At 70.9% G+C, this 18942-nt stretch carries 18 protein-coding genes; 11 read left to right on the plus strand and 7 right to left on the minus strand.

Going from position 1 to position 18942, the window contains the following annotated elements; all coding sequences use genetic code 11:
* A partial coding sequence (gene lysS, locus VFZ39_RS01590; RefSeq protein WP_330863968.1) for a lysine--tRNA ligase occupies positions 1 to 1427 on the minus strand: 1427 nt, incomplete at its 3' end.
* A gap of 245 nt (positions 1428 to 1672) precedes the next feature.
* Between lysS and VFZ39_RS01595 the strand changes: the two genes are divergently transcribed.
* Positions 1673 to 2668: a helix-turn-helix transcriptional regulator gene (locus tag VFZ39_RS01595; protein WP_330863969.1), complete on the plus strand. Its 996-nt coding sequence runs from the start codon at positions 1673 to 1675 to the stop codon at positions 2666 to 2668.
* A gap of 7 nt (positions 2669 to 2675) precedes the next feature.
* Here VFZ39_RS01595 and VFZ39_RS01600 read toward each other — a convergent pair whose 3' ends face one another.
* Complete coding sequence (locus VFZ39_RS01600; protein ID WP_330863970.1) at positions 2676 to 3587, minus strand: diacylglycerol/lipid kinase family protein; 912 nt, start codon at positions 3585 to 3587, stop codon at positions 2676 to 2678.
* Positions 3588 to 3779: 192 nt separating this feature from the next.
* Here VFZ39_RS01600 and VFZ39_RS01605 point away from each other — a divergent pair, with 192 nt between their 5' ends.
* Positions 3780 to 5069: an adenylosuccinate synthase gene (locus tag VFZ39_RS01605; RefSeq protein ID WP_330863971.1), complete on the plus strand. Its 1290-nt coding sequence runs from the start codon at positions 3780 to 3782 to the stop codon at positions 5067 to 5069.
* Between the two features lie 21 nt (positions 5070 to 5090).
* Complete coding sequence (locus VFZ39_RS01610) at positions 5091 to 5972, plus strand: catalase (protein ID WP_330863972.1); 882 nt, start codon at positions 5091 to 5093, stop codon at positions 5970 to 5972.
* Between the two features lie 4 nt (positions 5973 to 5976).
* Here VFZ39_RS01610 and VFZ39_RS01615 read toward each other — a convergent pair whose 3' ends face one another.
* The 5 genes from VFZ39_RS01615 to VFZ39_RS01635 are packed head-to-tail and all read right to left on the minus strand — an operon-like array spanning position 5977 to position 11565.
* The gene (locus tag VFZ39_RS01615; RefSeq protein WP_330863973.1) at positions 5977 to 7005 is read right to left on the minus strand and encodes a LacI family DNA-binding transcriptional regulator; all 1029 of its coding nucleotides are present in this window, start codon (positions 7003 to 7005) and stop codon (positions 5977 to 5979) included.
* A 10-nt stretch (positions 7006 to 7015) separates the two neighbouring features.
* Entirely contained in the window at positions 7016 to 8434 is a 1419-nt protein-coding gene (locus VFZ39_RS01620; protein WP_330863974.1) for a GH1 family beta-glucosidase, read from the minus strand.
* Entirely contained in the window at positions 8431 to 9249 is an 819-nt protein-coding gene (locus VFZ39_RS01625; protein WP_330863975.1) for a carbohydrate ABC transporter permease, read from the minus strand. The genes VFZ39_RS01620 and VFZ39_RS01625 overlap by 4 nt, the downstream gene beginning before the upstream one ends.
* Positions 9246 to 10268 (minus strand): carbohydrate ABC transporter permease, encoded by a 1023-nt coding sequence (locus VFZ39_RS01630; RefSeq protein WP_330863976.1) that lies wholly within the window; start codon positions 10266 to 10268, stop codon positions 9246 to 9248. The genes VFZ39_RS01625 and VFZ39_RS01630 overlap by 4 nt, the downstream gene beginning before the upstream one ends.
* 13 nt (positions 10269 to 10281) lie before the next feature.
* Positions 10282 to 11565: an ABC transporter substrate-binding protein gene (locus VFZ39_RS01635; protein ID WP_414690251.1), complete on the minus strand. Its 1284-nt coding sequence runs from the start codon at positions 11563 to 11565 to the stop codon at positions 10282 to 10284.
* 220 nt (positions 11566 to 11785) lie between these two features.
* Here VFZ39_RS01635 and purD point away from each other — a divergent pair, with 220 nt between their 5' ends.
* The 8 genes from purD (at position 11786) to purQ (ending at position 18941) form a co-directional block, all read left to right on the plus strand.
* A complete protein-coding gene (gene purD / locus VFZ39_RS01640; protein ID WP_330863978.1) occupies positions 11786 to 13051 on the plus strand; it encodes a phosphoribosylamine--glycine ligase in 1266 nt (421 codons plus the stop codon).
* Positions 13052 to 13164: 113 nt separating this feature from the next.
* Positions 13165 to 14583 carry an adenylosuccinate lyase gene (gene purB, locus VFZ39_RS01645; protein WP_330863979.1) on the plus strand — a complete coding sequence of 473 codons (1419 nt, stop codon included), beginning with the start codon at positions 13165 to 13167 and terminating at the stop codon, positions 14581 to 14583.
* A gap of 136 nt (positions 14584 to 14719) precedes the next feature.
* A complete protein-coding gene (locus VFZ39_RS01650) occupies positions 14720 to 15574 on the plus strand; it encodes a phosphoribosylaminoimidazolesuccinocarboxamide synthase (protein ID WP_330863980.1) in 855 nt (284 codons plus the stop codon).
* Complete coding sequence (locus VFZ39_RS01655) at positions 15463 to 16014, plus strand: SRPBCC family protein (protein WP_330863981.1); 552 nt, start codon at positions 15463 to 15465, stop codon at positions 16012 to 16014. Before VFZ39_RS01650 ends, VFZ39_RS01655 begins: the two co-directional genes overlap by 112 nt.
* A gap of 105 nt (positions 16015 to 16119) precedes the next feature.
* Positions 16120 to 17709, plus strand: a complete 1590-nt coding sequence (locus tag VFZ39_RS01660; RefSeq protein WP_330863982.1) for a long-chain-fatty-acid--CoA ligase — start codon at positions 16120 to 16122, stop codon at positions 17707 to 17709.
* On the plus strand, positions 17709 to 17900 hold the full coding sequence (locus VFZ39_RS01665; protein ID WP_330863983.1) for a hypothetical protein: 192 nt from the start codon (positions 17709 to 17711) through the stop codon (positions 17898 to 17900). The genes VFZ39_RS01660 and VFZ39_RS01665 overlap by 1 nt, the downstream gene beginning before the upstream one ends.
* Before the next feature lie 118 nt (positions 17901 to 18018).
* Positions 18019 to 18276, plus strand: a complete 258-nt coding sequence (gene purS, locus VFZ39_RS01670) for a phosphoribosylformylglycinamidine synthase subunit PurS (protein WP_330863984.1) — start codon at positions 18019 to 18021, stop codon at positions 18274 to 18276.
* Entirely contained in the window at positions 18273 to 18941 is a 669-nt protein-coding gene (gene purQ / locus VFZ39_RS01675) for a phosphoribosylformylglycinamidine synthase subunit PurQ (protein WP_330863985.1), read from the plus strand. The genes purS and purQ overlap by 4 nt, the downstream gene beginning before the upstream one ends.
* The last annotated feature ends 1 nt before the right edge of the window (position 18942 follow it).

The raw sequence follows: 18942 nt of genomic DNA on the forward strand, positions 1-18942 counted from the left end.
TCGAGCTCGCCCTCGGGGAGTCCGGTCAGGAGCAGCCGCAGCCACTCCGATTCCTGCGGGCCGAGCGCCGACAGGGCCGCGGCGTCGGGGGTGGTGCGGACCGTGGTCCGCTCGGACGCCGGGACGAACTCCTCCATCCACTGCATCGCCTTGGCCAGCCGCGGCTGCAGGTCGTCGACCGAGTCGTGCGGGTACCCGACGTCGCGGACGACCCTGCTGATCAGGGCGGACGAGCCGGCCGTCACGTCGGCCACCGACGACAGCACCCGGAAGGGCACGGTCACCGGGGACGTCGGCAGCTGCCCGGCGCTCGCGGTCGCCGACGCCCGCTCGTGCGCGAGGACGGCGCCGTCCCGCTTGCCCGAGGCGGCCTTGCGACCGAGGGCGTCCCACTCGTCGTACAGCCGGACGACCTCGGGGCCGAAGTCGATGTCGAAGGCCTGTCGCGGGTTGCGGCGCACGTAGAGCCACCGCAGGATCGGCGCCTCGAGCACCCGCAGCGCGTCCGCGGCGGTCGGTGCGCCGCCGGCCGACGATGACATCTTCTGGACCCCCGCGAACCCGACGAAGCCGTAGCCGAACCAGGCTGGTCGCGGCATCCCGAACACCGACTCCACCAGCTCGTGTCCCACGGTGAACGACGACCCCGGCGTCGCATGGTCCATGCCGGCCGGCTCGAAGTCGACGTGCTCGAACGCCCATCGCATCGGCCAGTCGACCTTCCACACCAGCTTGCCCTCGTCCTGCGTGGTGAGGTTGGTGACGCCGGAGAACCCGCACGAGGAGCAGGTGTAGGCGAGGTCGGTCGTCTCGTCGTCGTACGACGAGGGGGTCGTCGTGTCGCGACCACACTGTCGGCAGTAGGCCTTGAACGGGAACCGAGCCAGGTCGTCGACGGCGGCGGCGTCGTCGGGGTCGGGCGCCTTGGTGCGGTGCCTCGCCAGCACCGCCTCGATGTCGTCGCGGTGCGACACCGCGCGAAGGATCTGTTCGCGGTAGACGCCGGCGCGGTACCGCTCGGTCTGCGACACCTCCTCCATGTCGACGCCGAGCTCGTGGAGGGCCGTGCGCAACGGCTCCTTGAAGTGCTCGGCCCAGGAGGAATGGCAGTCCCACGGGTCGGGGACCTCGCTGAGCGGCCGCCCGATGTGCTCCGCCCACGACTGGTCGACCCCGGCCGGGACCTTCCGGAAACGGTCGTAGTCGTCCCACACGTGGAGGTGACGGGCCGGTACGCCGCGGCGCGCGAGCTCGTCGGCCACGAAGTGCACCGTGAGGAACTCGCGCAGGTTGCCGAGGTGTACCGGACCGGACGGCGACGCGCCCGACGAGCAGGTCACCGTCTCACCGTCGCGGGCGTGGCGGAGCGCGTCGTCGGCGGCCCTCGTGACCCAGTCGGTCGGGGGCCCTTGCTGGCCTCGTGCCATCGGTCGTCGGCTCCTGGCGGGCTGGTGGTCGGGCGTGGTGGGGGGCGCGCCAACGCTACCGGAGGGGGCCGACGCGAAAGGCGCCGGACTCTGCAGTCCGGCGCCTTCGCCGCGGTCGCTCGACCTGTTCCCCCGCCCCAGGTCGACACAGCGGCGTGGTGCCGCGCGGCGCGTGCGGGGCACAGTCTGCCAGTGACAGGACCGTGCCACCGGAGAACAACTGCCGCTGGCACTATCATGCCACGATGCCCGTCATCCAGTCACCGTCCGTCATCACCGCGCTGGGGTTCAGCAAGCGGGTCGAACGTGACTACCACCGGCTGCTCGCGCAGTCGGGCCGCGAGCTGGTGTCGGTCGCCGACTCGCTGCTCCGCACGCCGGAGCAGCTGCTGCACGACGTCCGCGGCCTGGTCGAGGCCGGGATCATCCGGATCGAGGACGCGCGCATCCACGTCGCCACCCCGCCCGAGGCGGTGGCACTCCTGCTGCGCGAGACGGCCGCCGCAGCGGCACTGGCCAACACGCGGCTGGAGGAGGTCGCCCGCGCGCTACCGCACCTGGCTGCGCCGGCAGCTCGCCCGCGGCCGGGGGACGTGCTCGACGTGCGGCCGATCGACGGAGAGATCAGCTCCGGCGGGAACCCCGTCCCGTTGTTGCGGGCGCTGATCACCGAGAGCGCGGGTGACCTGTGCTGGCTGCGCCCGGACGACCTCGGCACCAAACGAGAGCAGGCGATGGCGGCGGTGGTCGGCCAGGTCATCGAGCAGGGTCGCTCGTCCCGGGCGATCTACCCCGCGCGGTCGTGGGCGGACTCGCGCGAGACGCTCGAGCTGCGTGCCTCGGTGGGGGAGCACGTCCGGCTGCTCCCGGAGCTGCCGACGCGGATGTTCATCATCGGCACGACCCACGTCGTGCTGCCCGAGCCGCTCGGCTTCGTCGACGAACCACGTTCCCTGGTGCGACAGCCCGGCCTCGTGCAGGCGCTGACACTGTGGTTCGAGCTGCTGTGGGAGCGCGCCAGCCCGCTGCCCGAGGCCGGTCGCCCCAGCACGGACCGAGCCGAGCGCGACCGGTTCCTGCTGCAGCAGCTCGCCAGGGGGGCCAGGGACGAACAGATCGCACGCACCCTCGGCCTGAGCCTGCGAACCGTCCGCCGCCGCGTCGCGGACCTGATGGCAGACCTCGGTGCCGACTCGCGGTTCCAGGCCGGCGTCGAGGCGGCCCGCCGCGGGTGGCTGTGAGGAAGGCCTACGGCAGCGCCATCGAGTACGCCGCAGGCAGGACCCGCCAGCTGCGGTGACGCTCCGGACCGATGATCTCCCCGTCGGCCGAGCAGTAGAACTCCTCACCGGAGACGGTGACCCGGGACCCGCGCAGGTACGTGACGTCGTCCCGCTCGTGGTGTCGGGAGCGGGACAGGTGAGCGACGTACACGAACTTCGCGACCGGCCCCACCGCCCGGGAGATCATCACGTCGACCTTGCCGTCCTCGGGGTCTGCCTCCGGGGTCAGCTCCGTCCCACCTCCGACGCTGGTGCCGTTGCCCGCCGCGACCATCAGCACCGGGTCGTCGAAGTCGACCACGACCTTGCCGTCCACCTCGACCCGCAGCCGCAGCTGCGGCGGGTGGAAGGCCGCCAGCAACGCTCCGATCGGGTATCCCAGCTTGCCGAGATTGACCCTGCCCACCCCGACCGAGCCGAGCCGATGCTTCCACCGGTGACCGCGCCGGCTGGCCTGCGCCCCCGCGCCGACGTGGACGTTGTTCACGACGATCCCGCCCAGCTCGTCGACCAGCAGGTCGACCGGCCGGACCTCGCCGTCGATCACGAGCCGGGCGGCCTCCTCGGGGTCGAGCGGGACGTCCATGCAGCGGGCGAAGTCGTTTCCCGTGCCGAGCGGGATCAGCCCGAGCACGTGGTCGGCGAGCTCGTTGCGGCGGTGGAGCGCGGCGACCACCGCGTGCAGGCTGCCGTCCCCACCGGCGACCACGATCCGGCGGGTGCCCGCGCGGTGCAGCACACCGTCCAGCTCACCGGGGTTGGACGTGGAGACCACCTCGATCGAGCTGCGGTCGCTGAGGACCGCGACGGCCCGGTCCAGAGATTCCTGGTCGGCGGTGCCGGCGCCCTCGTTGGTGATGACCAGGCAGGACTCCACGCGGCGACCATAGACGACCCGTGCACGTTTCCCCGCTTGAACGGACAAGTCACGCAAGCGCGACGCCAGGCAGTGCCCACGGGGCCGAGGGGTCTGCTTTGGTAGCCTGCGGCGGCAAGAGCCTTGGAGCGGTTGTTGCCGCCCGGGGCTCTCGCGTTTCGCAGCACTCCCGAACCGGAAAGTGGGCCAGCGATGCCGGCCATCATCGTCCTCGGCGCCCAGTGGGGTGACGAAGGCAAGGGCAAGGCGACCGACCTCCTTGCCACGACCGACACCATCGACTTCGTCGTCCGCACCAGCGGCGGGCACAACGCCGGCCACACGATCGTGGTGAACGGCGAGAAGTATGCGACTCACCTGCTGCCCTCCGGCATCCTGACCCCGGGGGCGACCTCTGTGATCGGCAACGGCGTGGTGGTCTCGCCCGAAGCGCTCTTCCACGAGATCGACGGTCTGCTGGCCCGAGGCGTCGACGGCGTCGAGGACCGGCTGGTCGTCTCCTCGAACGCGCACGTCATCGCGCCGTACCACGTCACCGTGGACAAGGTCACCGAGCGCTTCCTCGGCAAGAACAAGATCGGCACCACCGGCCGGGGCATCGGCCCGACGTACGCCGACAAGGTCAACCGGCTCGGCATCAGGATCGCCGACCTCTTCGACGAAGCGCTGCTGCGGGACAAGGTCGAGGGCGCCCTCGACCTGAAGAACCACGTGCTGGCCAAGGTGTACAACCGGCGGGCGGTCGATCGCGACGCAGTCGTCGAAGAGCTGCTCTCGTACGTCGAGCGGCTGCGGCCGATGGTGCAGGACACGACGCTGCTGCTGAACCGCGCGCTCGACGACGGCCGGACCGTGCTCTTCGAGGGCGCCCAGGCGACGATGCTCGACGTCGACCACGGCACCTATCCGTTCGTCACCTCCTCGAACCCGGTGGCGGGCGGCGTGTGCATCGGCGCCGGGGTCGGGCCCACCCGGATCGACCGCGTGATCGGTGTGATCAAGGCCTACACCACCCGCGTGGGGTCCGGTCCGTTCCCGACCGAGCTCTTCGACGCCGACGGCGAGAAGCTCTGGAAAGTGGGCGGCGAGGTCGGCGTCTCGACCGGCCGCGACCGCCGCTGCGGCTGGTATGACGCGGTGATCGCCCGTTACGCCACCCGCGTCAACGGCCTCACCGACCTGTTCCTCACCAAGCTGGACGTGCTCTCGAGCTGGGAGAGGGTGCCGGTCTGCGTCGCGTACGACGTCGACGGGGTCAGGCACGACGAGATGCCGATGACCCAGAGCGAGTTCGCGCGAGCCACCCCCGTGTACGAGCACCTCGACGGTTGGTGGGAGGACATCTCCGAGTGCCGCAGCTTCGACCAGCTGCCGGTCAACGCCCAGCGGTACGTCCAGGCCCTCGAGGAGATGAGCGGCACCCGGATCTGGGGAGTCGGCGTCGGCCCGGGTCGGGAGCAGACGCTGGTCGTCCACGACTGAGAGCGCCACTACAGTCATTCCGTGGAGCCCGAGGAGGCGATCGACCGGCTGCGCGCGGCGTTCGGAGGGCCGCCGGGCTACCGGACCCTGCACGCCAAGGGCCGGTTCTACTCCGGCACGTTCACCGCGACGCCCGAGGCTGCGGTGCTCTGTCGGGCCGGTCACCTCGACGGCAGGACCCGGCCGGTGCTGGTGCGGTGGTCGACCGCGTCGGGCAACGGCCGGACGAAGGACACCTCGCCCGACATCCGTGGCATGGCGGTGAAGCTCGCGGGAGACGACGGGCAGCCGTTCGACCTGTTGGGCCAGACGTCGCCCTCGTTCCCGACGCAGGACCCGGAGGAGTTCGTCCGGATCGCCGAGGCATCGGTGAAGCAGCTGACCCTCCCCCTGTTCCTGCTGCGTCATCCTCGGCTGGTGCCGGCTCTGGTCCGCGGCCTGGCCGGGGTGAAACCCCACCACAGCTTCGCCGAGGCAGCGTTCCACCCGCTGCACGCCTACGGGTGGCTGGACGAGCACGGCCGGCGGACCTGGGTGCGCTACCAGTTCCGGCCGACCGCCACGCAGGCGGATCGGCTGCCGGAGACGTTCGAGGGTCGGGACCGGCTCGCCGAGGAGATCGCGGCCCGGCTGGCCCGCGGACCGGTCGTCCACGAGGTCTGGGTGCAGGTCGCGGGGGAGGGCCATGACCCGGACGACGTCACCACGTCGTGGCGAGGCGCCCGTGAGCTGCTCGTGGGGCGGCTCGTGGTGACCGCGGAGGCCGACGACCCCGAGGCCGGAGGCGCACCGACCGTGTTCGACCCCACCCGCACCGTCGACGGCATCAAGCTGCCGAACGACCCGATCCTGCGCTACCGCCGCGGCGCCTACACCGAGTCGGTGCGCCGGCGTACGTCGTGACGGCTCACGCCGACTGGCGGATCACCAGCTGCGTGGGGATGATCAGGCGGTAGGGACCGCCGCTCTCGCGGCCGTCGATCCGGTCCAGCAGCAGTCGCGTCGCGCGCTCGGCCATCTCCCCGATCGGGTTCTTCATCGTCGTCAGCGCCGGATCGGTCCGCTCCGCGACACCGAGGTCGTCGTAGCCGATGACCGCGAGGTCGTCCGGCACCCGCCGGCCGTGTTCGGCCGCGACGCGGAGCGCGCCGCGTGCCATCAGGTCGGACGCCACGACCAGGCCGTCGAGGTCGGGGTGCTGCTCGAGCAGGTCCGAGGCCGCCAGCCTGCCGCCCTCCTCGGTGAAGTCGCCGTGAACCACCGCGTCGGCCGACAGCCCGGCCGTGTGCAACGCCTGCGCCCAGCCGGTGAGCCGGTCGGTCGCGGCGGTCATGTCGGCCGGACCGGCGATCGTCCCGATCCTCCGGCAGCCGCGACGTACCAGGTACTCGGTCGCCTCCCGGCCACCGGCCACGTTGTCCACGTCGACGTAGGGCACCCGCTCGCTGCCGCTCCACGGCCGGCCACCGAACACGCACGGCACCCCGATCTGCGGCAACAGCTCCGCCAGCCGGTCGTCGCGGTGGTGGGACACCACGAGGGCACCGTCGACGTGACCGTTGGAGAGGTAGCGGAGCATCCGGGTCTCCTCCGCGCCCGGCTGCGCGAGCAGCAGCACGAGCTGCACCTCCCGCTCGCCGAGGACCCGGGTCACCGCGCGCAGCGTGCTCGCGAAGAACGGGTCGCTGAAGACCCGCTCGTCGGGCTCCGGTACGACGACCGCGACCGAGTCGGTGCGGCGGGTGACCAGCGTCCGGGCCGCCCGGTTCGGGACGTAGCCGAGGGTGCGGACCGCCTCCTCCACCGCGCGGCGGGCGTGCTCGCTGACCCGGGGCCCGCCGTTGACCGCACGCGACGCAGTGGCGCGGGAGACCCCGGCGACTCGGGCGACCTCGTCGAGGGTCGGGGAGCCGTTGGTGCGGCGGGGTGGATCCATCGCGGTCACGCTACTGGCTCCGATCCGGCAGCCGACCGGTCCGAGCGACGTCGGAGAACCAACGGGCGCTCGACTTGGGCGTGCGCACCTGGGTGTCGTAGTCGACGTGGACGATCCCGAAGCGCTTCGCGTACCCCTCGGCCCACTCGAAGTTGTCGAGGAACGACCATGCGAAGTAGCCGCGGACGTCGGCCCCGCCGGCGCGCGCGGCATGCACCGCGCGCAGGTGCGCGTCGAGGTAGGCCAGGCGCTCGGGGTCGTCGACCTCCCCGTCGGGTCCCACCTCGTCGTCGTACGCCGCGCCGTTCTCGGTCACCACCAGCGGCAGTCCCGGGTGCTCGTCGTGCAGCCGCAGCAGCAGCCGGGTCAGACCCTCGGGCTGGACCTCCCAGCCCATGGCGGTCCGAGGCAGGTCGCGCAGCGGCATCGAGAGCCGGTCGAGCCCCGGGAACGGGCTCGGCCCCCCAGGGTCGGCTGCGGGCCGCGCCGAGACGGAGTCACCGTGGTAGTAGTTCACGCCCAGCACGTCGATCGGTGTCGCGGAGATCGCGGCCAGGTCGCCGTCGCGGACCACCTCGGTCCAGCCGAGGTGCTCCGTGTCGGCCAGCAGGTCGGCGGGGTACTCCCCGTGCCGGATCGGCTCCAGGAACATCCGGTTGTGGAGCGCGTCGACCCGGCGCGCGGCGTCCACGTCGGCGGGATCCTCGGGGTCGGCGGGGTCGGCCACCGTGAAGTTGAGCGTGACCCCGAGCGTGTCGGCCCCTCGGGCGCGCAGCTCGGTGGCCGCGAGCCCGTGCGCCAGGAGCAGGTGGTGGGCGGCCCGCAGCCCGGCGGCTCCTTCCTGCCGGCCCGGCGCGTGCCGGCCGGACGTGTAGCCGAGGAACGCCGAGCACCACGGCTCGTTGAGCGTCGTCCACACCGGGACCCGGTCGCCGAGCGCCTCGTGCAGCGTCACGGCGTACTCGACGAAGCGGTCGGCCGTGTCGCGCACGGTCCAGCCGCCGGCGTCCTCCAGTGCCTGCGGGAGGTCCCAGTGGTAGAGCGTCAGCCACGGCGACACGTCGTGGGTGAGCAGCTCGTCGACGAGCCGGTCGTAGAAGCCGATCCCGGCCGGGTTCGGTGCGCCACCGTCGGGCCGGACCCGCGGCCAGGCCACCGAGAAGCGGTACCAACCGACGCCGAGGCCGGCCATCAACCGCACGTCGTCGGCCATCCGGTGGTAGTGGTCGCACGCCACGTCGCCGGTGTCGCCGCCCACGACGGCGCCGGGCACCCGGGAGAACGTGTCCCAGATCGACGGGGTCCGGCCGTCCTCGGCCGCTGCACCCTCGATCTGGTACGACGCGGTGGCGACTCCCCACCGGAAGTCGGGTGGGAACGCGAGCGGACCAGGTGCGGCTTCGGCCGAGGCGGGCAGTGTCGTGGTCATCCCTTGACGGCTCCTTGCATGATGCCGGACACCAGCTGGCGTCCGGCGACGATGAACAGGACGAGCAGCGGGATCGTGGCGAGCGTGGTACCCGCGAGCACCAGGCTGTAGTCCTTGAAGAAGCCGCTCTGCAGCTGGTTGAGCGCGACCTGGATGGTCGGGTTCTCGTGCGGCAGTGCGATCAGCGGCCAGAAGAAGTCGGTCCAGACCTGCATGAACGTGAACAGCCAGAGGATCGCGGCGGCCGGTCGCGCGGCCGGGGCGGCGACATGCCAGAACACCCGGATCTGCGAGCAGCCGTCCATCCGGGCGGCCTCGAGCAGTTCGTCCGGGACCGCGTCGACGAGGTACTGCCGCATGAAGAACACGCCGAACGCGGTCACCAGCCACGGGATGACGACTGCCCAGATGGAACCGGTCCACCCGAACTCCGACATCAGGATGAAGAGCGGCACCACACCGAGCTGGGTCGGGACCGCCATGGTGGCGATGACGAAGACCATCAGCGGGACGCTGCCGCGGAACCGGAGCTTCGCGAAGGCGTAGCCGGCCAGGGTGCAGAAGAAGACGACGGATGCAGCGGTCACCGACGACACGAGGATGCTGTTGCCGAGGGCCTTCCAGAACGGCACGGTGTCGAGCACCCGTTGCGCGTTGTCGAGGAAGTGGCCGCCGGGCAGCAGCGGTGGGACGCCCTGGGCCGCGACCTGCGCGGTGTGGGAGCCGAGCAGGAACGACCAGTAGAGCGGCGCGGCGGAGCCCAGGACGAACGCAAGCAACAGGCCGTAGACGAGGAAGCCCGGACGCCGGCTCATCGGTCGACACCCCCCAGCCGGCCCAGCCGTCGGATCGCGACGTAGTTGAGTGCCGCGAACAGGCAGATCAGCACGAACAGCATCCAGGCCGTCGCCGATGCCCGACCGAGGTCGCGCAGCTGCCACCCGAAGTCGTAGACCAGCATCGTGATCGTGCCGAACTGGCGGTCGCTGCCGCCGTTGCGGGCCGTGGTCTCGTCGAAGAGCCGCGGCTCGGCGAAGATCTGCAGTCCGCCGATGGTGGAGGTGATGATGACGAACACCATCGTGGGCCGGATCATCGGCAGCGTGACGCTCAGGAACTGACGGACCCGACCGGCCCCGTCGAGCTCGGCGGACTCGTAGAGGTCCCGCGGGACGGCCTGCATCGCGGCCAGGAAGATCAGGGCGTTGTAGCCGGTCCAGCGCCAGTTGACCATGGTCGCGATCGCGACGTGGCTGGCGAGCCGGTCGGTGTGCCACGGGATCGCGTCGATCCCGATGACGCCGAGCATCTCGTTGAACAGGCCGTAACGGTCGCCGAACAGGTTGCCGAAGATGATCGCGACCGCGACCGGCGAGACGACGAAGGGCAGCAGGATGCTCATCCGCCACCAGGTCCGACCGCGCAGCTGGTTGTCGAGCAGCGCCGCAAGGGTCACAGCGATCACGACCTGGGGCACCGACGAGAGCAGGAAGATGCTGACCGTGTTGACCAGCTGCTTGACGAAGTACGGGTTGTCGACCACCTCGCGGTAGTTCTCCAGCCCGACGAACTCGCCCTGACCGCCCAGCAGGCTCCAGTCGTGCACCGAGACGTACGCCGTGTACGCCAGCGGGAACAGCCCGACCACTGCGAACAGGACGAAGAAGGGGGAGATGTAGAGGTACGGCGAGAACCGCACGTCCCAGGCGGCCAGCCGCTGGCGCAGGCCGGGTCGCACCGGGACGGCGGAGGGGGCTGGGGTGGAGGGGATCGACGGCGGGGACATCCGAGGAGTATCGGTGTCCCCGCCGTCGACCTTCATGACTTCGCTCATTCGAGAAGGGTGATCAGCCCAGGGCCTCGACATCCGCGAGGAACTGGTTCCAGGACTCCTCCGGCTCCTGTGAGCCGTCGTCGACCCGGAGGATCGATGCCTGGAACGCCTGCAGGATGTCGGAGTACTTCGGGCCCTTGTAGGGCTGGACCGTCACCGCTTCGGCGCGGTTGGCGAGGATCTCGCCGATCGGGGCGTCGTTGAAGAAGGCGTTGCTGGCACCGGTGATCTCCGGTGAGTCGAGCGCCTCCACCTGGCTCGGGAAGGTTCCCTTGGCCGCGAACGCCTTCGCCTGCTGCTCCGGCGCGGTCAGCCAGGCCGCGACCTGCTTGGCCTCCTCGATGTTGTCACCCTGGGCCGGGACCGTCAGGAAGGACCCGCCCCAGTTGCCGCCGCCGCCCGGGAAGACGTCGGCGAAGTCCCAGCCCTTGACGCCGTCGGCGTTGCCCTCGACCACGCCCAGCATCCAGCCGGGGCAGGCCATAGTCGCGAAGCCGTCGTTCTGGAACGACGAGGTCCAGTCGTCACTCCACTGCGGGAGCCTGGTCGAGAGGCCCTTGGCGATGTTGCCGGTGACGGTGTCGAAGACCGCCTTCAGCTCGGGGTTGTCGACCGCGACCGTGTTGTCGTCGGTCTCGAACGGGTTCTCGACCTGGTTGAGCATCGCCTGGGACAGCCCGACGGATGAGTCGTACCACGCGGTGTCGGGGACCTTCTTCACGAAGTCCTCACCCAGGGCGAAGTACTCGTCCCACGTGCCCATCAGGCCGGCCACCTCGGCACGGTCTGTCGGCAGGCCTGCCTTCTTGAACAGGTCGGCGCGGTAGCAGATGCCCTCGGGCCCGATGTCGGTGGCGTACCCGATCATCTGACCCTCGGAGTTGGTGGCCTTCTCGGCGACCCAGTCGAGCCAGCGGCCGTCGAGCTCGGCGTCGGTGAGGTCGACGAAGGCGTCGGCCTCGGCCAGGATCGCAGGCATCGCGTCGCCCTCGATCGCCTCGATGTCGGAGAGTCCCGACCCGGCGGCGAGCTTGGTGTAGAGGTTGGCCTTGGCGTCGTCCCACGTACCGACCTTGACCTGCTCGATCTTGATGTCGTCGTGCTCGGCGTTCCACTCCGAGATGAGCTCCTCGTAGCCGAACTCGTTGAAGGTGGCGACCGTGACGGTCGTCGTGCCGTCCGCGTCGCCCGACCCGCCGTCGTCACCGCCGCACGCGGTCAGGACTGCGAGTAAGAGCGCCGTGAGGACGCCGAGGGCCAGCCGCCCCCGCTGGGTTGATCGGACCAAGTTGTGCACCGTGTCTCCTGTGTCTGCTCGGCCGCCGGCTCTCCGGCGGGATGGTGGAACAGGTGTGAGAGCGCTTCCACCACCGCTTGCTCTGAACCGTGACAGCGGTCACATATCCCTGTCAAGATCCTTGGATAACAATGTGGAAGCGCTTCCACAAATGTCGCTCACGTGAGCGGGGACGAGCCGCGAGAGGTCTGAACCGGTCACGGCGCTAGCATCGCTGGTCGTGAGGACTCTCGTCATCGGCACCGGCGGTCGCGAGCACGCGCTGGCCCGCGCTCTGGCACACGACCCCGGCGTGGCCGAGGTGCACGCAGCGCCTGGCAATCCCGGGATCGCCACCGTGGCGACCCTCCACGACGTCGACCCGATGGACGGCGAGGCGGTCGCCGCGCTCGCCGAGCGGCTCGACATCGACCTGGTCGTGGTCGGACCGGAGGCGCCGCTCGTGGCGGGCGTCGCCGATGCGGTGCGGGCCCGCGGCATCGTGTGCTTCGGGCCGAGCCGCGACGCCGCCATGCTCGAGGGGTCCAAGGCGTTCGCGAAGGACGTGATGGCGGCGGCCGGCGTGCCGACCGCGCGGGCCGTGGTGTGCACGACCGACGCGGAGGCGGCCGCTGCGCTCGACGAGCTCGGCTCGCCGTACGTCGTGAAGGACGACGGCCTCGCCGCGGGCAAGGGCGTCGTGGTGACCGACGACCGGGACCTTGCGCTGACCCACGCGGGCAGGTGCGACCGGGTCGTGATCGAGGAGTACCTCGACGGCCCCGAGGTCTCGCTCTTCGCGCTCTGCGGTTGGAACGAGGCGGACGGCGCGACGGTCTACCCGCTGCAGCCGGCGCAGGACTTCAAGCGGATCTTCGACGGCGACCGAGGCCCCAACACCGGAGGCATGGGTGCCTACACGCCGCTGCCGTGGGCTCCCGACGGGCTGGTCGAGGACGTGGTGCGCGACGTGCTGCAGCCGACCGTCGACGAGCTCGCCCGACGCGGCACACCGTTCTCCGGGCTTCTGTACGCCGGGCTGGCGCTCACGTCGCGGGGGGTACGGGTCATCGAGTTCAACGCCCGTTTCGGCGATCCCGAGACCCAGCCGCTGCTCGCACTGCTCGACTCGCCCCTGTCACCGCTGCTGCACGCCGCGGCGACCGGCACTCTCGCCGACGTGCCGGCCCCGGTGTTCCGCGACGGCGCCGCGGTCGCGGTCGTCATGGCCAGTCGCGGCTACCCGGAGTCGGCCACCAAGGGCGACGTCATCCTCGGGGTCGACGAGGCCGAGGCCCTCGAAGGCGTCCACGTGATCCACGCCGGGACTGCCGAGAGCGGCGGCCACCTGGTCACCGCCGGCGGTCGCGTGCTGGCGGTCGTGGGCACCGGCGCCGATCTGGCCACAGCCCGCGCCGCGGCGTACTCGGGCGTCGGCCTGATCGACTTCGACGGTGCGCAGCACCGCACCGACATCGCCGCATCCGCCTCCGTCCAGACCGGGTAACGCCCCCTGACTGGCGCTCCCACCCCGTTAGAACGTCCTGGGAGCGCACCTGGCGACGCGTTACCCAACGCACCCGGAGCCGGGACGGGTCCGGACCGCCGTAGCATCGTGCCGTGACCGTCCCCAACGTGCTCGCCGGCCGCTACGCCGGAGCCGACCTGGTCGAGATCTGGTCTCCGGAGCACAAGATCGTCCTCGAGCGGCGGCTGTGGATCGCGGTCCTGCGTGCCCAGCGCGACCTCGGGGTCGACGTGCCCGAGGGCGTGGTGGAGGCCTACGAGAACGTCGTCGACAAGGTCGACCTCGACTCGATCGCCGCCCGCGAACGGGTCACCCGTCACGACGTGAAGGCGCGGATCGAGGAGTTCAGCGCGCTGGCCGGTCACGAGCACGTGCACAAGGGCATGACCAGCCGGGACCTGACCGAGAACGTCGAGCAGCTGCAGGTCCGGCAGTCGCTCGCGCTGCTGCGTGACCGCGCGATGGCGGCGCTGGCGCGGCTGGCCCGGCTCGCGGCCGAGCACGAGACGACCGTGATGGCGGGCCGGTCCCACAACGTCGCCGCCCAGGCCACCACGCTCGGCAAGCGGTTCGCGACGGTGGCCGACGAGCTGATGGTGGCCGTCGAGCGGCTCGAGGAGCTGCTGGCCCGCTACCCGCTGCGCGGCATCAAGGGCCCGATGGGCACCTCGCAGGACATGCTCGACCTGCTGGACGGCGACGCCGAGCGGCTCGCCGAGCTCGAGTGGCGGGTGGCGAACCACCTGGGGTTCGACCGGGTCCTCACCAGCGTGGGGCAGGTCTACCCGCGCAGCCTCGACTTCGACGTGCTCTCCGCGCTCGTCCAGCTGGTCGCGGCACCCTCCAACCTGGCGACGACGATCAGGCTGATGGCCGGCCACGAGCTCGTCACCGAAGGGTTCGCCGAGGGTCAGGTCGGCTCCAGCGCGATGCCGCACAAGATGAACACCAGGTCCTGCGAACGGGTCAACGGCCTGGCCGTCGTCACCCGCGGCTATCTCTCGATGGTCGGTGAGCTCGCCGGCGACCAGTGGAACGAGGGCGACGTGTCGTGCTCGGTCGTCCGCCGGGTCGCGCTCCCCGACGCGTTCTTCGCCGCCGACGGGCTCTTCCAGACCTTCCTCACCGTGCTCGACGAGTTCGGTGCCTTCCCCGCCGTGATCCAGCGCGAGCTCGACCGCTACCTGCCGTTCCTCGCGACGACGAAGGTCCTGATGGCCGCCGTACGCCGAGGCGTGGGCCGCGAGACCGGGCACGAGGCGATCAAGCAGGCGGCGGTCGGCACCGTGTTGGCGATGCGGCAGGGCCAGGCCGCCAACGACGTCTTCGACCGGCTCGCCGCCGACGAGCGACTCGGCCTGAGCCGCTCCGACATCGACGCCCTGGTGTCCGACCCGATCTCCTTCACCGGTGCCGCCGTCGCCCAGACCCAGGTGGTCGTGCGCGCCGTGGAGCAGCTCGTCGCGCGTCACCCCCACGCTGCGGCGTACTCACCCGGCGCCATCCTCTGACCCCCCTCTGCGATAGTCCGTCGCCGAAATCATCGATCAGACCCCTGTGGACGATGATTTCGGCGGCGGAGTATCGGGCCGACGACCTGGCCGACCGCTTCCGCCGGGCGGGAGACGGTCGCTCTAGGATCGCGGCGTGACCGGCGACCTCCAGCACGTCCACTCCGGCAAGGTGCGGGACCTGTACGCCCTCCCGGACGGCCGACTGCTGATGGTCGCCAGCGATCGCATCAGCGCGTTCGACTTCGTCCTCGAGTCCGAGATCCCCGACAAGGGCGAGATCCTCACGCGGATGTCGCTGTGGTGGTTCGACCAGCTCGCCGACCTGGTGCCGAACCACGTGGTGTCCACCGACGTGCCGGAGCAGTTCCGGGGACGCGCTGTGGTGTGCGAGCGGCTCGCGATGCTCCCCGTGGAGTGCGTGGCGCGGGGCTACCTCACCGGGTCGGGACTGCTCGACTACGAGCAGACGGGGGAGGTGTGCGGCGTCGCCCTTCCGCCGGGGCTGGTCGACGGGAGCCGGCTGCCAGAGCCGATCTTCACGCCCGCGACCAAGGCGGAGCTCGGCGACCACGACCAGAACGTGTCCTACGAGGCGGTCGTCCGGACCGTGGGGGAGGAGACCGCCGCGGCGCTGCGCCAGCTGACGCTCGCCATCTACGACCGGGCAGAGGAGATGGCGAGCGAGCGGGGCATCATCCTCGCGGACACCAAGTTCGAGTTCGGGCTGCGCACGGACGACGTGATGGTGTTGGCCGACGAGGTGCTCACACCCGACTCATCCCGGTTCTGGCCGGCGAGCGAGTGGCAGCCCGGGCGCGCGCAGCCGTCCTACGACAAGCAGATCGTGCGCAACTGGCTGTTGTCGCCGGAGTCCGGGTGGGACCGGGCGTCTGGCGAGCCGCCTCCGCCGTTGCCGCCGGCGGTCGTCGAGCGCACGCGCAGCAGGTACGTGGAGGCCTACGAGCTGCTGACCGGGGAGTCGTTCTGAGCACGGTCGAGTTCGAGGCGCTGGTGGACATGCAGCACCCGCCCGAGACGGTCTTCCGCTACCTCGCCGATCCCCGCAACCGCCCGGAGTGGCAGGCGTCGCTGCTGTCGGTGACGCTGCACGACCGAGCCGAGCCGTACGTCGGCATGACCTGGCGCGACAACACCCTGGCCGGGGTGCGGCCCGCCATGGAGATCACCGAGCTGACGCCGTTCAAGGTGTTCTCCGAGGTCGGCAGGTGGCGGGGGATCGACGCGACCCTGTCGCTGCGTTTCACCGGCGTGGCCACCGGGTGCCGTGTGCATGCGATCGGGAGCCTCAGCGGCTCCGGGCCGTGGCAGCTGCCAGCCCGTGCCGCCGGGAGGCTGGCCGGACCGGCGATCCGTCGCGACCTGGTCCGGGCCGGGGTAATCCTCACCCGGGGCCGGCTGTCGAGGTGAGTACGACGGCCCCGGCTGACCCACCGTCGAGTCCACCTCGGTGAGGGTTGCTCGACCTCGCTCCACGCACTGCCCTCGGGCATCGGGCACGGCTAGGGTCGGGTCATGTTGAACCTCGCGTCCCTCCTCGAGAGCTCCGCCGAGCACTACGGCGACCGGGAGGCGGTCGTCCTCGTCCGACCGGACGGACAGACCACGCGACTGACCTACACGCAGGTGAACGCCGTCGCCAACCAGGTCGCGAACCTGCTGGTCTCGCGGGGCATCCAGCCCGGCGACAAGGTCGCGCTGAGCTGTCCGAACCTGCCCTACTTCCCGATCGTCTACTACGGGATCCTCAAGGCCGGGGCGACGGTCGTCCCGCTCAACGTGCTGCTCAAAGGGCGGGAGGTGGCCTACCACCTCGACGACTCCGACGCGGTCGCGTACATCTGCTTCCCGGGCACGCCGGAACTGCCGATCGGGCAGGCCGGCTACGAGGGGTTCGCGGCGACCGACGGCTGTCGGCACTTCTTCGTCATCACGGCGGACCCCGCCGCGCCGTCGCCGATCGAGGGCACCGAGACCCTCGGTCAGGGGTTGGCCGGCCAGCCGCCAACGTTCGAGACCGTGCCGACCGACGAGGACGACACCGCCGTCATCCTCTACACGTCCGGGACGACGGGACAGCCCAAGGGTGCGGAGCTGATGCACCGCAACATGCACTCCAACGCCATGACCGGCGAGGAGCTCTTCGGCGCGGACGCGAGCAACCCCGACACCTACCTCTGCGTGCTCCCCCTGTTCCACTCGTTCGGGCAGACCGTCATCATGAACGGCGGGTTCGCGTACGGCGGCCGGGTAGTGATGCTGCCCCGCTTCGAGGCAGAGGCGGCGTTGAGGACGATGGCCCAGGAGCGGGTCACCTTCTTCGCCGGCGTGCCGACGATGTACTGGGGGCTGCTCGGTGCGCTCGACTCCGTCCAGAACGAGGAGGGCGGTGTCGACGTGAAACAGCTCGCGGCTGACCTGCGGATCGCCGCCGCCGGCGGCTCCGCGCTGCCGGTCGAGGTGCACAAGGAGTTCGAGCGGCGGTTCGGCGTGACGATCCTGGAGGGCTACGGCTTGTCGGAGACCTCCCCGGTGGCGAGCTTCTCGCCGCTCGGCCACGGCGTGCGGGTCGGCTCGATCGGAAAGCCGATCCCCGGCGTGGAGATGAAGCTCATCAACCCGGACTGGTCCGAGCTCGAGGACGACCCCGACGCGGTCGGCGAGATCGCGATCAAGGGCCCCAACATCATGAAGGGCTACTACGGCCGGCCGGAGGCGACCGCCGAGGCGATCCACGACGGCTGGTTCCGCTCCGGTGACCTCGGCAAGCGCGACGCGGACGGCTGGTACTCCATTGTGGACCGGTCCAAGGACATGATCATCCGCGGTGGCTTCAACGTGTATCCGCGGGAGGTCGAGGAGGTGCTCCTGGAGCACCCGGCGGTGTCCCTCGCGGCCGTGATCGGCATCCCCCGCGAAGGCCTCGGCGAGGAGATCAAGGCCGTGGTCATCAAGGCGAAGGACCACGACGACGTCTCCGAGGAGGACCTGGTCGCTTGGAGCAAGGAGCAGCTCGCGGCGTACAAGTATCCGCGCGTGGTCGAGTTCGTCGACTCCCTCCCGATGACCGCCACCGGCAAGATCCTCAAGCGCGAGCTCTCCTGATGGGTCGGGTCATCGGGCTCGGGCTGGCCGTGCTCATGGTGCTGGTCGGCGGGCTCTGGACCTTGCAGGGGCTCGGGTACGTCGAGGGCAGCTCGATGTCCGGGTCCGGCACGTGGGCGGTCATCGGGCCGATCGTGGCCGGCCTCGGGGTCGCGCTGGCGATCGTGGTGCTGCAGCGCCGCCCCGGCTGACGCGTCGGTCGCGGGACCTGGCCTGGCCGCCGCCACGACCGCGGCGCCCCGCTCAGGATCCGGGCGTGCGTTCACCTAGACTCGGCGACGTCCCGTCCCCCCGCTCAGGAGAACCGCCGTGGCCCGTGTCGTCGTCGACGTCATGCCCAAGCCCGAGATCCTCGACCCGCAGGGGAAGGCCGTGCTGGGCGCGCTGCCGAGGCTGGGCTTCTCCGGCGTCACCGACGTGCGGCAGGGCAAGCGGTTCGAGCTCGAGATCGAGGGGGACGTCAGCGACGAGGTGCTCGCCTCGGTCGCGCAGATGGCCGAGACGCTGCTGTCGAACCCGGTGATCGAGAACTACCAGGTCCGCGTCGAGGCCGGCGACAGCGCATGAGGGTCGGGGTCGTCACCTTCCCGGGGTCGCTCGACGACGTCGACGCGCAGCGCGCGGTCCGGCTCGGCGGCCACGAGGCGGTGGCGCTGTGGCACGGCGACCACGACCTGCGCGACGTGGACGCGGTCGTGCTGCCGGGGGGCTTCTCCTACGGCGACTACCTGCGCTGCGGCGCGATCAGCCGGTTCGCGCCGGTCATGACGGAGGTGGTCGAGGCGGCCCGGCGCGGGATGCCGGTGCTCGGCATCTGCAACGGGTTCCAGATCCTCTGCGAGTCCCACCTGCTCCCGGGTGCACTGATCCGCAATGACCACCGCAAGTTCGTCTGCCGCGACCAGCGGCTGCGCGTCGAGAACACAGCGACGCCGTGGACCTCGGCGTACCGGCAGGGCGCGGAGATCACGATCGTCCTCAAGAACGGGGAGGGCGGGTACGTCGCGGACCAGCCGACCCTCGACCGGCTCGAGGGCGAGGGCCGGGTCGTGGTGCGCTACCTCGACGACAACCCGAACGGGTCGTTGCGCGACATCGCGGGCATCACCAACGAGCGGGGCAATGTGGTCGGGCTGATGCCGCACCCGGAGCACGCGGTCGAGGAGCTGACCGGGTCGGGCACGGACGGCGTCGGCTTCTTCACGTCGTTGGCCCTCGCCAGCTTCGCCTGAC

Source organism: Nocardioides sp., assembly GCF_036374615.1.
Lineage (GTDB): Bacteria > Actinomycetota > Actinomycetes > Propionibacteriales > Nocardioidaceae > Nocardioides.